Raw genomic sequence first — 15,418 nt, 5'->3', positions numbered from 1 at the left:
GTAAGTTAGCGAGCTGTTAATCTAATGGTCATTTTTAGCTCACCCTATGTTAAGCTTAGGCGCTTTAGTTTACCCGCACCTAAGTTAACGGAGTATTTTAATACGTGTTTTTAAATCGATTTTTAGGCCTTGTTGTTGTTTCTCTTATTGTAACAGGCTGTCAGACTGCCCCTGAGTCACTTCCCGAAAAGAAGCCTACCATCAAAGCCAATCCAGGTACTGTGGTTGCAGAAGCTAAAACAGCACAAGTAGACGCGGTGACACCGCTCAAACCAAGTGAACTAGATGACGTATGGCAGCGTATTCGTATTCAACTACAGTTTAGCGATTCAAGTCACCCAGATGTGCAAAAGCGCATTGCTTGGTACCTTACTCATCCAAATTACATGGAAGAAATAAGCCGCCGTGCAGCGCCGTATTTGTATCATATCGTCACAGAAGTAGAAAACCGTGACTTACCAATAGAACTCGCTCTAATGCCGCTTATAGAGAGCGATTTTGATGCCAGCGCCTATTCGCACAAACATGCATCGGGTTTATGGCAACTCACCCCCTCAATCGCCAAATACTTCAAAGTAAAAATTACCCCTTGGTATGATGGTCGCCAAGATGTGGTAGACAGCACCCGCGCAGCTTTGGATTTTATGGAATACCTTTATAAACGCTTTGATGGCGATTGGTATCATGCTATTGCTGCCTACAATATTGGTGAAGGGCGTGTATTACAGGCAATTGCTCGTAATAAAAAACAAGGTAAGTCGACGGACTTCTTTAGCTTAAAACTACCATCGCAAACCAAACAATACGTGCCTAAGTTACTGATCGCAGCACAATTATTAAAGCACCAAAAAATGATATTCCCTGCCATTAAGAATGAGCAGGCTATTGCGACCTTACCAGTAACTGGGGCCGTGATCTTGGCAGACAAAGCGAAATGGCAAGAGCTAGAAGAGCTAAACCATGGTGTTATCCGATACCCAGCTGTGATTGATGCGCCACAAATTGTGGTTCCCAAAGATCAGCAAGCAAGTTATCAAACTCTATTAGCTAATCAAAAGAGCAATGATTATAGCCAGTGGCAACATTACACTGTTAAACGCGGTGATAGCTTAAGTGTGATTGCAAAAAACTATAAAGTAACAGTTAGCCAACTGAAAACCTTCAATAACCTAAAAACAAACACTATCCGTATTGGTCAAAAACTGATATTGCCACAATTGGCTGATCAGCAAATCGAATATAAGGTGAAATCTGGCGATAGCCTTTGGAAGATAGCAAAGCAATACAAAGTCAGTATCACTAAACTCAAACAATGGAATAACCTTTCAAGAGATAGCTTAAGAGTGGGTGAAAAGCTCACCGTATTTATCTCAAATAGTTAATACCAAATCAGGGAGTTTTACTCCCTGTCTCTTTTATCTATCCAATTAAAGTTGTATCTTTATTAGTCTATAAAAACAACAATTAAAAATTATGGATAATCAGCAACAGGACGCAAGCTGTTCAACCGTTAAATCAGAGCAAGACTCCAACGTTGAAGAGCAAACAAAGACCACCCAGCAAAACACTCAGCGCAATGGATGGTTTACCAACGAGCGGCTAAACCTATTTCTCGCACTCTGCGCCATTATTATCTCCGCAGCCTCCTTTTATGCCACTTACTTGCAAGCCAACGCCGCAGAACGACAAGTAAAAGCCGCAACCTGGCCATGGCTCGAAGTAATGACGGGGAATTTTAATGAAGAAAAAAATTCTGAAGAAATTACTTTTTACATTAAAAACTCAGGATCAGGCCCAGCCATTATTAAATACGTTAAATTCTTCCACGATGAAAAGTCTTATACAGAGATATTTGAAGTAATAAAGGACTGCTGCTTTGATATCTATGCTTACCAAGAGCAATTAAATAAGTTGCAAAATGAGTCACCAGAGATCAATTTCTTTGAAAAATTTGGTTGGTTGTATACCGGCGTTAGTAATAACCGATTATTAGCCTCAGGCGCTGAACTTAATCTTTTTGGTTTTAAGAAAACAGGCTTCAATGCAACTCAGTGGGACAAGGTAAATGACCAACGCTTTAATATTAAAACTGAGATCTGCTACTGCTCGTTGCTAGAACAATGCTACCTAAGCGATGGCCGCGGCGATGTGAAAGAGATAGAGCAGTGTAAGTGAGTTGCGAGAATAAAGTTAGCGAGAGGAAAGTTGCAAGAGTAAAGTTTGGAAATCTGCCGTAGGTTGGGTAGAGCGAAGCGAAACCCAACAGCGTGGTAATTCGTCATGCACAATGAAGAGGTAAAGCTCATTAATAACAGACGAATTAGCGCAAGGTGAAGTAATACCATTCCGCATAAAGATTAAATCAATTTAATCCATTCCCGATTGCACATTTTCTTCACTCGATCCGGGATTGAAATAAAGTGATTCCATGCCTTTGAAACTTCATCGACAATTTCGTCATAGCCCGAAAACACTCTATTGGATAAACAATGCTGTCGTATCCAGCTCCATACTTGCTCTATTGGATTTAGCTCTGGTGAATAAGGTGGGAGCTTTATCAGGGTTAGGTTTTTAAATTCTGCAGCTGTATCGTATGTGTGCCAGCCTGCGCCATCTATTATCACGACAGCGTGTCTTCCAACAGGTGTCGCGTGTGATATCTGGCGCATATGCTGCGTCATTGCTTCTTTATTTACGAATGGGCTAACTAACGCTTCTGTATGGCCTGTGGCTGGACATACCGCGCCAAATAAGTATCCATAGTCAAATTGCTGTTGTTTTACAATCCGTGGCCGAGTGCCTGTTTCAGCCCAAATGCGCGTAGTCGGATTTTGCTGGCCAAATCGTGCTTCGTCCTGAAACCATACGTCGATCCGATCAAGAGGAAGGTGTCCTGGTGTGTGAAGGATCGTTTCCAGCTGGAAGTTTTTTAAAAGCCTCTTGGCTCTGTAATGATTGTTTTGGGTGTTTAGAGCGGCTTGTGATCCAACTAAAGCCAAGTTGCTTTAGAATTTTATAGACATGATTTAAGTGGTAATGAACACCAAATTCAGTGTGAATGTAATGCACAATGTCTTCACCGGTAAGGCGATCACCACGTAGTTCTGTGTTCGTGCGCTTTATAAATTCAGACAGTTGTTCAAGTTGCCGCTGTTGCAGCCTTGATGGACGTCCTTGAATAGGCTTATTGTCTAAACCATCAAGCCCATACTCTAGGTAACTAGAAACCCATTTATTCACACTACTTCTTGCTGTGTTTAGACGTTTTGCAATATCGGTTCTGCTATTCCCCTCATAAAATAATGACACTGCGAGCAATCGCATGCGTTTTCGTGCGTTTGGTTCTTTACGAGAAAGCGCTAAAAGCTGTTCAGATATGTTTGGATTCAATGTTATTAACCGGTGATTTTATATAGCCTATATTAGATCAGATATTTAAGCGGAATGGTATTAATTAAGCGGATTGGTATAACTAGCGTTGGGTTTCGCTCCGCTCTACCCAACCTACCTGGCTGATAGCTCCAAACGCAAAAAAGCCCGACTCTTTCGAATCGGGCTTTCTCTTATTTGGAGCCTGGCGATGACCTACTTTCACATAGCAGCTGCTACACTATCATCGGCGCTGTTTCGTTTCACTACTGAGTTCGGCATGGGGTCAGGTGGGTCCAAAACGCTATTGTCACCAAGCAAATTTGGTTTGTTAATCGCCTTGGCAATTAACTAAAATCTGGAATTCTGATATCAAGTAATTGTCTACTTTAGTAACTTAACTTCTGTTCGTTACGCTGTCATAAAACGCGTTTGGCGTTGTATGGTTAAGCCTCACGGGTAATTAGTACAGGTTAGCTTAATGGCTCACACCACTTCCACATCCTGCCTATCAACGTTGTAGTCTTCAACGGCCCTTCAGAGACTTTAAAAGTCTAGTGAGAACTCATCTCGAGGCCTGCTTCGCGCTTAGATGCTTTCAGCGCTTATCAGTTCCGAACGTAGCTACCGGGCAGTGCCATTGGCATGACAACCCGAACACCAGCGGTTCGTTCACTCCGGTCCTCTCGTACTAGGAGCAACCCCTCTCAATTCTCAAACGCCCACGGCAGATAGGGACCGAACTGTCTCACGACGTTCTAAACCCAGCTCGCGTACCACTTTAAATGGCGAACAGCCATACCCTTGGGACCGACTTCAGCCCCAGGATGTGATGAGCCGACATCGAGGTGCCAAACACCGCCGTCGATATGAACTCTTGGGCGGTATCAGCCTGTTATCCCCGGAGTACCTTTTATCCGTTGAGCGATGGCCCTTCCATTCAGAACCACCGGATCACTATGACCTACTTTCGTACCTGCTCGACGTGTCTGTCTCGCAGTTAAGCTGGCTTCTACCATTACACTAACCGTACGATGTCCGACCGTACTTAGCCAACCTTCGTGCTCCTCCGTTACTCTTTGGGAGGAGACCGCCCCAGTCAAACTACCCACCAGGCACTGTCCGTAACCCCGATTAGGGGCCAACGTTAGAACATCAACACTACAAGGGTGGTATTTCAAGGACGGCTCCACAAAAACTAGCGTTTCTGCTTCAAAGCCTCCCACCTATCCTACACATGTAGGGTCAATGTTCAGTGCCAAGCTGTAGTAAAGGTTCACGGGGTCTTTCCGTCTAGCCGCGGGTACACAGCATCTTCACTGCGATTTCAATTTCACTGAGTCTCGGGTGGAGACAGCGTGGCCATGGTTACACCATTCGTGCAGGTCGGAACTTACCCGACAAGGAATTTCGCTACCTTAGGACCGTTATAGTTACGGCCGCCGTTTACCGGGGCTTCGATCAAGAGCTTCGTCCGAAAACTAACCCCATCAATTAACCTTCCGGCACCGGGCAGGTGTCACACCGTATACGTCATCTTGCGATTTTGCACAGTGCTGTGTTTTTAATAAACAGTCCCAGCCACCTGGTCACTGCGGCTCCCGTCCGCTTAGAGAGCAAGTCTCATCACAGATAGGAGCGTACCTTCTCCCGAAGTTACGGTACAATTTTGCCTAGTTCCTTCACCCGAGTTCTCTCAAGCGCCTTAGTATTCTCTACCTGACCACCTGTGTCGGTTTGGGGTACGATTCGGTATAATCTGAAGCTTAGAGGCTTTTCCTGGAAGTATGGCATCAACAACTTCACACCCTTGGGTGCTCGTCTCGTGTCTCAGTCTTAGCAACCCGGATTTTCCTAAGTCACCAACCTACTCACTTTCACATGGACAACCAACGCCATGCTTGTTTAGCCTGCTCCGTCCCCCCATCGCAATTATACCAAGTACGGGAATATTAACCCGTTTCCCATCGACTACGCCTTTCGGCCTCGCCTTAGGGGTCGACTTACCCTACCCTGATTAACATGGGATAGGAACCCTTGGTCTTCCGGCGTGCGGGTTTTTCACCCGCATTATCGTTACTCATGTCAGCATTCGCACTTCTGATACCTCCAGCAAACCTCCCGGTTCACCTTCAACGGCTTACAGAACGCTCCCCTACCACTCAAACATAGTTTGAATCCGCAGCTTCGGTGCATAGTTTAGCCCCGTTACATCTTCCGCGCAGACCGACTCGACCAGTGAGCTATTACGCTTTCTTTAAAGGATGGCTGCTTCTAAGCCAACCTCCTGGCTGTCTGGGCCTTTCCACATCGTTTCCCACTTAACTATGACTTTGGGACCTTAGCTGGCGGTCTGGGTTGTTTCCCTCTTCACGACGGACGTTAGCACCCGCCGTGTGTCTCCCGGATAGTACTTTACGGTATTCGGAGTTTGCAAAGGGTTGGTAAGTCGGGATGACCCCCTAGCCTTAACAGTGCTCTACCCCCGTAAGTATTCGTCCGAGGCTCTACCTAAATAGATTTCGGGGAGAACCAGCTATCTCCCGGTTTGATTAGCCTTTCACTCCTAGCCACAGGTCATCCCCTAACTTTTCAACGTTAGTGGGTTCGGTCCTCCAGTTGATGTTACTCAACCTTCAACCTGCCCATGGCTAGATCACCGGGTTTCGGGTCTATACCTTGCAACTATACGCCCAGTTAAGACTCGGTTTCCCTACGGCTACCCTAATCGGTTAACCTCGCTACAAAATATAAGTCGCTGACCCATTATACAAAAGGTACGCAGTCACCCTCGAAGGGCTCCTACTGCTTGTACGTACACGGTTTCAGGTTCTATTTCACTCCCCTCACAGGGGTTCTTTTCGCCTTTCCCTCACGGTACTGGTTCACTATCGGTCAGTTGGGAGTATTTAGCCTTAGATGATGGTCCACCTATATTCAGTCAAAGTTTCACGTGCTCCGACCTACTCGATTTCACTTAAGATGCATTTTCGTGTACGGGACTATCACCCTGTATCGTCAAACTTTCCAGAATGTTCCACTAACACATAATAAGCTTAAGGGCTGGTCCGGTTTCGCTCGCCGCTACTTCCGGAATCTCGGTTGATTTCTGTTCCTACGGGTACTTAGATGTTTCAGTTCTCCGCGTTCGCCTCTTACACCTATGTATTCAGTGCAAGATACCTGCAAGCAGGTGGGTTTCCCCATTCGGAAATCCTAGTCTCAAGCGCTTTTTACTAGCTTGACTAGGCTTATCGCAAGTTAATACGTCCTTCATCGCCTCCAACTGCCAAGGCATCCACCGTGTACGCTTAGTCACTTAACCATACAACCCAAACGGGTCTTTGTTAGTGACAGCTGTTAACTTCGCCAGAAGTTAATTCATCAAATAATGATGAGAATACTAAAGTAGATACCGATTAATCATTGCTGATTAACTGGCATATTTTTTACTTTTGAAAACTCTTTATAGATACGAATATCTATAAGAATTTTAATATCAGCTTTCCAAATTTTTAAAGAGCATATTAATTAGTTAAACCAAGCGGTTTAGCTAACTAACAATCATCTGTGTGGACACTACGAACAAATAAGTTCTAAATCGTATAAGGAGGTGATCCAGCCCCAGGTTCCCCTAGGGCTACCTTGTTACGACTTCACCCCAGTCATGAATCACTCCGTGGTGAACGTCCTCCCGAAGGTTAGACTATCCACTTCTGGAGCAACCCACTCCCATGGTGTGACGGGCGGTGTGTACAAGGCCCGGGAACGTATTCACCGCGTCATTCTGATACGCGATTACTAGCGATTCCGACTTCATGGAGTCGAGTTGCAGACTCCAATCCGGACTACGACGCACTTTAAGTGATTCGCTTACCCTCGCAGGTTCGCAGCACTCTGTATGCGCCATTGTAGCACGTGTGTAGCCCTACACGTAAGGGCCATGATGACTTGACGTCGTCCCCACCTTCCTCCGGTTTATCACCGGCAGTCTCCTTAGAGTTCCCGACCGAATCGCTGGCAACTAAGGATAGGGGTTGCGCTCGTTGCGGGACTTAACCCAACATCTCACAACACGAGCTGACGACAGCCATGCAGCACCTGTATCAGAGTTCCCGAAGGCACCAAACCATCTCTGGTAAGTTCTCTGTATGTCAAGTGTAGGTAAGGTTCTTCGCGTTGCATCGAATTAAACCACATGCTCCACCGCTTGTGCGGGCCCCCGTCAATTCATTTGAGTTTTAACCTTGCGGCCGTACTCCCCAGGCGGTCTACTTAATGCGTTAGCTTTGAAAAACAAGTCCGAAGACCCGAGCTTCTAGTAGACATCGTTTACGGCGTGGACTACCAGGGTATCTAATCCTGTTTGCTCCCCACGCTTTCGTACATGAGCGTCAGTGTTGACCCAGGTGGCTGCCTTCGCCATCGGTATTCCTTCAGATCTCTACGCATTTCACCGCTACACCTGAAATTCTACCACCCTCTATCACACTCTAGTTTGCCAGTTCGAAATGCAGTTCCCAGGTTGAGCCCGGGGCTTTCACATCTCGCTTAACAAACCGCCTGCGTACGCTTTACGCCCAGTAATTCCGATTAACGCTCGCACCCTCCGTATTACCGCGGCTGCTGGCACGGAGTTAGCCGGTGCTTCTTCTGTAAGTAACGTCACAGCTAAGTGCTATTAACACTTAACCTTTCCTCCTTACTGAAAGTGCTTTACAACCCGAAGGCCTTCTTCACACACGCGGCATGGCTGCATCAGGCTTGCGCCCATTGTGCAATATTCCCCACTGCTGCCTCCCGTAGGAGTCTGGGCCGTGTCTCAGTCCCAGTGTGGCTGATCATCCTCTCAAACCAGCTAGGGATCGTCGCCTTGGTGAGCCATTACCTCACCAACTAGCTAATCCCACTTGGGCTAATCTTATGGCGTGAGGCCCGAAGGTCCCCCACTTTGGTCCGTAGACATCATGCGGTATTAGCAGTCGTTTCCAACTGTTGTCCCCCACCATAAGGCATATTCCCAAGCATTACTCACCCGTCCGCCGCTCGTCAGCAGAGTAGCAAGCTACTCTCTGTTACCGCTCGACTTGCATGTGTTAGGCCTGCCGCCAGCGTTCAATCTGAGCCATGATCAAACTCTTCAATTAAAAGTTTTTTGTTTGAAGTAAACTTCAAACCATGCTCAATGAATTCTGATTTTGATACCTTTCGATATCGAATTGACTATATAGTCACTCAGTTACATTTGAGACTCTAAATTTGTTTGCTCCACTTAGTAAACTAAGCTTCGCTGTTAGAACTCAATCTGTACGAGTGCCCACACAGATGATTGCTTTATATTGTTAAAGAGCGTTGCGACGTTGTCGCTAGGGATGCGTATAATACATCCTTAATTTTTCGAGTCAACACTTAATTTTAAACTTTCTTTTTAGACCGTTTTAAACCGAAGTTTTACTTAACTCTGTGTCACTTTGTTCAGCGCTTTTCATTGCTGCCCGCCGTGTCAGTGGATGCGCATTATAGGGATGCGAAGAATTAACGCAAGCACTTTTTGAAGGTTTTTTTGATTATTTTCGAATTAGTACAATAACCATACAAATAAAGGGCTACAGAGAGGTTTTAGCTCAAAAAGCAGTCATTTTTGTGAGGATAAAATGGCATAGAACAAGCGACATACATTAAATTAGCTATGTCGCTTTTTATTTTTATAAGGCGGATTAGTTAGTAGAAATTTCCCAAACAGCGATTGAACCCGAAATTTCATTACCAACAACTAGCAATGCTTCATTCGTTGCACTTTGTTCTGCAGGTATAAATGTCATACCTTCAGGAGCAAGATCACCTGTTATATCTGCATCAGCTTCTAGGCCACGATTAAAAAAGTAATCTTGGAATGTCACATTGTATGGATTAGTAATATCAAACACCATAATGCCACCCATACGCTCTAACCCGATAAATGCAAATGTACGTTCGCCAATCGTACCCAGTGCTAACGCTTCTGGTTCTGCACCTTTGTCATCAGAGCGACTATCACCGTCATTTTCATCTTCGTTATTATTGAATGCTGCTCCGTGAACTGATGCAGTAATACGTGAGATTTGATCGCCCGAGTCAAAAACCACCATGCCGTTACTATCCCAGATAGTAAAAGAGCGGGCACCATATGCATAGAGTGATTCATATTCGCCATTATTATCTTCATCACCTTTAACAGTGGTCACTTTTAAACGGCCAATATCACTGTTGTCATTGTTCAGGTAATCAAAATTGCTTGCCAGTGTTAAGTCTTTAGCTCTAGTTTCATCTATATATGATAAACAACCATCATCTTCATCGTAATCTAGACCACCTTTTGCTAAACAATCAGCTTCGTCGGTTGTATCAAAGAAGTATTCTCGTGCATCACCTTCGTTCGCTGTGACAATAAAGTTAGCACCTTTCCAGCTAAAGCTTGAAATCGTATCTGGTTGATACATGCCATAGAGGCCAGGGTACGATTTAAAGTTAACGCCACCGTCTTTATCAGATGCATCAAAAAGTAAATTAGACCAATCTTTAAAACCTAATCCTTTAAGCTCGAGGCTATTATCTTCAAGATTGACGATAGCAAGGGCGTTATTTTCTTGTAGTGAGACGTAGGCAAACTTATTGTCTTTCGAAACGCTGATGTATTCAGGTTCTAAATCCATTGCTACGGTTGTATTAATCAAGTTACCGTTGATTGTTCGACCTGTCGGGTTAGCAAATACAATCCCAAGTTCTTCAAGCTCTGCTTGTTTGTCGTTATAAGCCGAAAAAGTAATGCTAATAGCAGTATCTGCAATTACACCATCATTAATATTAATAATGCTGATAGAGCCTTCAGGGTCAATGCTATAGTCACCATTAGGTTCACCTTCATTTGCAACCAGTACTTTATTGCCATCATGGCTAAAAGTAACCATGTCGGGCAGGGCGCCTACAGATACATTTTTAATAAACTGAGGCTCGTCGCCACTAATATCATAAAATGCGATTAAACCTGCATCACCGGTATTACTAGCTGCCATTGCAACGGCTAAAAGTTCATTATTAGCATCAATCGCGATACTGTTCGCATCACCCACACTGTGCTCATTAAGTGCAAGGGTAATCTCTGAGGTTAAATTAGTGCCGTTTATAACCCCTTCGTTATCTTTAACTAAAGCTGCACGGTCAAAGCTATCGGCTTTCATGATATTAACGACCGCAGAATCACCGGAACTATTGATAGCAAATATTCGTTGTTTAGATGCTTGGTAAGCAACAATTTCCGCAGCACCTTCAGGGCTTTCTGCGTTCAGCACTGCACGGCCGATAAGATTTATAGTTAAAGCAGCGTTTGCATCTGTACCATTTGCTCCGTCATTTCCGTTTGTACCATCGGTGCCATTTACTCCATCAGTTCCATTTTGACCTGCAGGACCTTGCTCACCTTGTAGGCCGTCTTTGCCGTCGTCACCGTCTAATGAGCAGCCAGAAAGAATGGTTAAAAGTGATAGCGCAATAATTGATTCTTTTTAACATTATTATTTTTCCTTGGAGTTGTATTGAGGCAATTACAACACGCAGGCATTACAACTATATGGCACTTTTATGAGAACAAAATTTAGTCATAAAAAAAGCGAGTATAAACTCGCTTTTTATTTATAAATTAGTAGGGTAGCTCATTACTTTTTAGTTGGGCGCTTCCAACCAGTAAGGTTACGTTGTTTACCACGAGCGACTGCAAGCTGATCATCTTCAACAGTATTAGTGATAACAGAACCTGCGCCAATCGTTGCCATTGAGCCAATATTAACAGGGGCCACCAGTGATGAATTAGAACCGATAAAGGCGTTATCTCCAATAATGGTTTTTGATTTATTTACGCCATCATAGTTACAAGTAATAGTCCCTGCGCCAATATTAACTTTTTCGCCAACTTCAGTGTCGCCTAAGTAGGTTAGGTGGTTTGCTTTTGAGCCTTTACCTAAGCGAGTCTTTTTCATCTCAACGAAGTTACCAATGTGCGAGTCTTCTTCCATAATCGCACCAGGGCGAAGGCGGGCATAAGGACCTAAAGTACATTTAGCAGCAACACTGGCTTCTTCAACAAGTGAGTTAGCTTTAATAACAACGTTATCGCCGATAGTACAATCTTTAAGTACGCAATTTGGGCCAATTTGTACGTTATTACCCAGAGTTACTTTACCTTCGAAAATAACATTAACGTCGATCAGTACGTCTTCGCCAGTCGTTACTTCACCACGTACATCAATACGAGCAGGATCAGCAAGTGTTGCGCCGTTTAGCATTAGCTCTTCTGCTTGCCATGCTTGGTATGCACGTTCAAGCGCTGAAAGTTGTACGCGATTATTAGCACCTTCAACTTCCATCGGATGCTCAGGCTGTGCAGAAGTAATTTCAACCCCTTCACTGTGTGCCATAGCAACAATGTCTGTTAGGTAGTATTCACCTTGGGCGTTATTGTTAGATAGGTTACCTAACCAACGTTTGAGTAGCGCACCATTAGCAGCCATAATACCGGTATTGATTTCTTTAATCGCAAGTTGCTCAGGTGAAGCATCTTTTTGTTCGATAATACCTACTAGCTTGCCATTTTCACGGATCATTCGGCCATAACCTGATGGGTCATCTAAGGTAACCGTTAATACTGCTAAGCCTTTTTCTGGAGTCGCAGCAAGTAGCTTTTCTAAGGTCGCGCGTTTTGTTAGTGGCACATCACCATAAAGAATTAATACGGTGTCATCATCGGCAATGTGTTCTTTAGCAACAGCAACAGCATGACCCGTACCGAGTTGTTCTTCTTGTAATACCCAGTTTACTTGGTTGTGCGATAGGGCTTCTTGAAGCTGATCACGGTCATGACCATAAACAAGATTTGTTTCACGAGCGCCAAGGGCAGTGGCATTATCAATAACGTGCTGAACCATAGGTTTGCCAGCAACTTTGTGTAATACCTTAGGTAGAGCAGAGCGCATACGGGTGCCTTTACCCGCAGCAAGAATAACGGTAGTCAGAGACATTAAAACAATATCCTTCTTTCTTTGTTTTAGGTGTGCAATATTTTGTGAGTTCTGGAAAACATACAAAGTTGTGTAAGTCACATCATGTGTAAATACGCAATCCTAATGTGTTGGACTGAACCTTGAATGAAACAGCTATTCACTATTAATTTACACTATTGTAGCGAGCTTTGATGAAGGATATAAGTATAAATATAAAGTAGGGTGCTAAACGGTGAATTTTAGGCACAAAAAAGCCCACGTTAAGTGGGCTTTTCGAAAACCGAGTAGGCTTACTTTTTACGTAATTGTTGAATTACGCGAAGTTGAGCGATTGCTTCAGCAAGTTGCACTGCAGCTTGTTGATAATCTAACTCAGCAGTTGACGTATTCGCCATTTGCTCTTCAGCATCACGTTTAGCTTTTTCAGCCGCTTGCTCGTCTAGGTCTTCACCACGTACTGCAGTATCTGCAAGAATCGTGATGCGATCCGGTTGAACTTCTAGCGTGCCGCCAGCAATATACATCACGTCTTCGTGACCAAATTGCTTAACTAAACGTACCATACCAGGTTTTAGGGCAGTTAATAATGGAGCGTGACCATAGTTAACACCAAGGTCACCTTCACTACCACTCACTTGAATCGATTCAACCAGACCAGAGAACAAGCTCTCTTCTGCGCTTACTACGTCAAGATGTACAGTCATAGCCGCCATACTACCCTCCTAATTACATGCTTTTGGCTTTTTCTTGAGCTTCTTCAATAGAGCCAACCATGTAGAACGCTTGCTCTGGCATATCATCAAACTCACCGTTTAAGATACCTTTGAAGCCAGCAATTGTGTCTTTAAGTGACACGTATTTACCAGGCGCGCCTGTGAATACTTCAGCAACGAAGAACGGCTGAGATAGGAAACGCTGGATTTTACGTGCACGAGATACAACTTGCTTATCTTCGTCAGAAAGCTCGTCCATACCTAGGATTGCGATGATGTCTTTAAGTTCTTTATAACGTTGAAGAACTGTTTGAACACCACGCGCTGTATCGTAGTGCTCTTGACCGATTACTAGTGGGTCAAGTTGACGTGAAGATGAATCAAGTGGGTCTACCGCAGGGTAGATACCAAGTGAAGCGATATCACGAGAAAGTACTACTGTTGCATCTAAGTGAGCAAACGTTGTTGCTGGAGATGGGTCAGTTAAGTCATCCGCAGGTACGTATACCGCTTGGATTGAAGTGATTGAACCCGTCTTAGTAGATGCGATACGCTCTTGAAGTACACCCATTTCTTCAGCAAGAGTTGGTTGGTAACCTACTGCTGAAGGCATACGACCTAGAAGTGCTGATACCTCTGTACCCGCTAGAGTATAACGGTAGATGTTATCAACGAAGAAAAGTACGTCACGACCTTCGTCACGGAACTTCTCTGCCATAGTAAGACCAGTTAACGCTACGCGTAAACGGTTACCCGGTGGCTCATTCATTTGACCGTATACTAGAGATACTTTATCTAGTACGTTTGAGTCGTTCATCTCATGGTAGAAGTCATTACCCTCACGAGTACGCTCACCAACACCTGCGAATACTGAGTAACCGCTGTGCTCGATTGCGATGTTACGGATAAGTTCCATCATGTTTACGGTTTTACCAACACCGGCACCACCGAATAGACCAACTTTACCACCTTTAGCGAATGGACATACAAGGTCGATTACCTTGATACCAGTCTCTAAAAGTTCTACTGAACTTGATTGTTCTTCATAAGAAGGTGCTGCACGGTGAATAGACATACGCTCTTCTTCACCAATTGGACCAGCTTCATCAATAGGGTTACCTAATACGTCCATGATACGACCTAGTGTCTTCGTACCTACTGGAACGTGGATTGGCTGACCTGTACCTTCTACTGCAGTACCACGACGTAAACCGTCAGTAGTACCAAGTGCGATACCACGTACCACACCGCCACCTAGCTGTTGTTGAACTTCTAAAGTTAAACCAGCTAAGTCGCCATCTGTTACTTTTAGTGCGTCATATACGGCTGGCACGTTGTCTTGTGGAAATTCGATATCCACAACGGCGCCGATAATTTGGACGACCTTACCTAAACTCATGTCTATTCCTCTCATTAAACTTTGCCGAAGCGTTAAACTGCTGCCGAACCGCCAACAATCTCACTAATTTCTTGTGTGATTGCAGCTTGACGAGCCTTGTTATAAACAAGCTGTAACTCATCCATAAGGTCGCCTGCGTTATCAGTTGCAGCTTTCATTGCAACCATACGGGCAGCCTGTTCAGAGGCAGCGTTCTCAACTACACCTTGGTATACTTGAGACTCAATAAAGCGTACTAACAGAGCTTCTAAAATCGCTTCTGGGTTTGGCTCATATAAGTAATCCCAAGAATGTTGAGATACTTCTTCTTCAGCTTTTGGCAAAGGGAGTAACTGATCGATTGTTGGCTCTTGCTTCATAGTATTAACGAACTTGTTAAATACTACGTATAAGCGGTCAATTTTACCTTCAGAGTATGCATCTAGCATTGTCTTTACAGGACCAATAACGTCTTGTAGTGAAGGTGTATCTCCTAAGTTCGCTTTTTTAGCGACTAACTTACCGCCAAAACGTTGGAAAAAGCCAGCTGCTTTGCTACCTAAAGTAGTAAATTCAGCTTCAACGCCTTTTTCTTTCCACGCTTTAACATCTAGGGCAACTTTTTTGAACTCGTTTGAGTTCAAGCCACCACATAGACCACGGTCAGTAGAGATAACAATATAACCAACTCGTTTTACTTCACGCTCTTCTAAGAAAGGGTGAGTAAAATCAAGATTTGCTTGAGCAACACGACCAATCACTTGGCGTAAGTTTTCAGCGTATGGACGGCTTGACGCCACACGTTCCTGCGCTTTTTTCATTTTAGACGCAGCAACCATTTCCATTGCGCTGGTGATCTTTTGAGTATTCTTGATACTCCCGATCTTGCTTTTAATCTCTTTTCCGCTGGTCATGACTCTCTCTCC

The 15,418-nt window shown here is 44.3% G+C and carries 8 protein-coding genes and 3 rRNA genes; 2 read left to right on the top strand and 9 right to left on the bottom strand.

Annotated features, from left to right (window positions below):
- Positions 1–104 precede the first annotated feature (104 nt).
- Both ACRWSG_RS09200 and ACRWSG_RS09195 read left to right on the top strand, forming a co-directional pair.
- The gene (locus ACRWSG_RS09200; protein WP_462166110.1) at positions 105–1,382 is read left to right on the top strand and encodes a LysM peptidoglycan-binding domain-containing protein; all 1,278 of its coding nucleotides are present in this window, start codon (positions 105–107) and stop codon (positions 1,380–1,382) included.
- 91 nt (positions 1,383–1,473) lie between these two features.
- The gene (locus tag ACRWSG_RS09195) at positions 1,474–2,175 is read left to right on the top strand and encodes a hypothetical protein (protein ID WP_462166109.1); all 702 of its coding nucleotides are present in this window, start codon (positions 1,474–1,476) and stop codon (positions 2,173–2,175) included.
- Positions 2,176–2,357: 182 nt separating this feature from the next.
- Here the strand turns inward: ACRWSG_RS09195 and ACRWSG_RS09190 are convergent.
- The 9 genes from ACRWSG_RS09190 to atpG form a co-directional block, all read right to left on the bottom strand.
- Positions 2,358–3,324, bottom strand: a protein-coding gene (locus ACRWSG_RS09190) for an IS630 family transposase (protein ID WP_462166108.1) whose coding sequence is annotated in 2 segments (ribosomal slippage) — positions 2,358–2,924 and positions 2,926–3,324 — 966 coding nt in all. Because the reading frame shifts where the segments join, the coding sequence is not laid out codon by codon here.
- A 248-nt stretch (positions 3,325–3,572) separates the two neighbouring features.
- Positions 3,573–3,687: ribosomal RNA gene (gene rrf / locus ACRWSG_RS09185) — 5S ribosomal RNA — on the bottom strand.
- A 124-nt stretch (positions 3,688–3,811) separates the two neighbouring features.
- Positions 3,812–6,694: ribosomal RNA gene (locus ACRWSG_RS09180) — 23S ribosomal RNA — on the bottom strand.
- A gap of 281 nt (positions 6,695–6,975) precedes the next feature.
- A 16S ribosomal RNA gene (locus ACRWSG_RS09175) occupies positions 6,976–8,516 on the bottom strand.
- The 16S, 23S and 5S rRNA genes sit together here, the layout of an rRNA operon.
- 570 nt (positions 8,517–9,086) lie before the next feature.
- Positions 9,087–10,901: a choice-of-anchor I family protein gene (locus tag ACRWSG_RS09170; protein WP_462166920.1), complete on the bottom strand. Its 1,815-nt coding sequence runs from the start codon at positions 10,899–10,901 to the stop codon at positions 9,087–9,089.
- A 159-nt stretch (positions 10,902–11,060) separates the two neighbouring features.
- Positions 11,061–12,419 (bottom strand): bifunctional UDP-N-acetylglucosamine diphosphorylase/glucosamine-1-phosphate N-acetyltransferase GlmU, encoded by a 1,359-nt coding sequence (gene glmU, locus ACRWSG_RS09165; RefSeq protein ID WP_462166106.1) that lies wholly within the window; start codon positions 12,417–12,419, stop codon positions 11,061–11,063.
- Between the two features lie 272 nt (positions 12,420–12,691).
- Positions 12,692–13,114, bottom strand: coding sequence for a F0F1 ATP synthase subunit epsilon (locus ACRWSG_RS09160; RefSeq protein WP_054554812.1), 423 nt, complete (start codon positions 13,112–13,114; stop codon positions 12,692–12,694).
- Positions 13,115–13,127: 13 nt separating this feature from the next.
- The gene (atpD, locus tag ACRWSG_RS09155; RefSeq protein ID WP_054554811.1) at positions 13,128–14,513 is read right to left on the bottom strand and encodes a F0F1 ATP synthase subunit beta; all 1,386 of its coding nucleotides are present in this window, start codon (positions 14,511–14,513) and stop codon (positions 13,128–13,130) included.
- Between the two features lie 32 nt (positions 14,514–14,545).
- Positions 14,546–15,406 (bottom strand): F0F1 ATP synthase subunit gamma, encoded by an 861-nt coding sequence (atpG, locus tag ACRWSG_RS09150; RefSeq protein WP_462166105.1) that lies wholly within the window; start codon positions 15,404–15,406, stop codon positions 14,546–14,548.
- Positions 15,407–15,418: the final 12 nt, after the last annotated feature.

This window comes from Pseudoalteromonas sp. GB43, from assembly GCF_054923805.1.
This window is presented reverse-complemented; position numbering and strand designations above follow the sequence as displayed.

Coding starts and splice junctions, on each gene's coding strand:
- ACRWSG_RS09195 (WP_462166109.1), top strand. CDS start 1,474: ATGGATAATCAGCAACAGGACGCAAGCTGTTCAACCGTTAAATCAGAG.
- glmU (WP_462166106.1), bottom strand. CDS start 12,419: ATGTCTCTGACTACCGTTATTCTTGCTGCGGGTAAAGGCACCCGTATG.
- ACRWSG_RS09160 (WP_054554812.1), bottom strand. CDS start 13,114: ATGGCGGCTATGACTGTACATCTTGACGTAGTAAGCGCAGAAGAGAGC.
- atpD (WP_054554811.1), bottom strand. CDS start 14,513: ATGAGTTTAGGTAAGGTCGTCCAAATTATCGGCGCCGTTGTGGATATC.
- atpG (WP_462166105.1), bottom strand. CDS start 15,406: ATGACCAGCGGAAAAGAGATTAAAAGCAAGATCGGGAGTATCAAGAAT.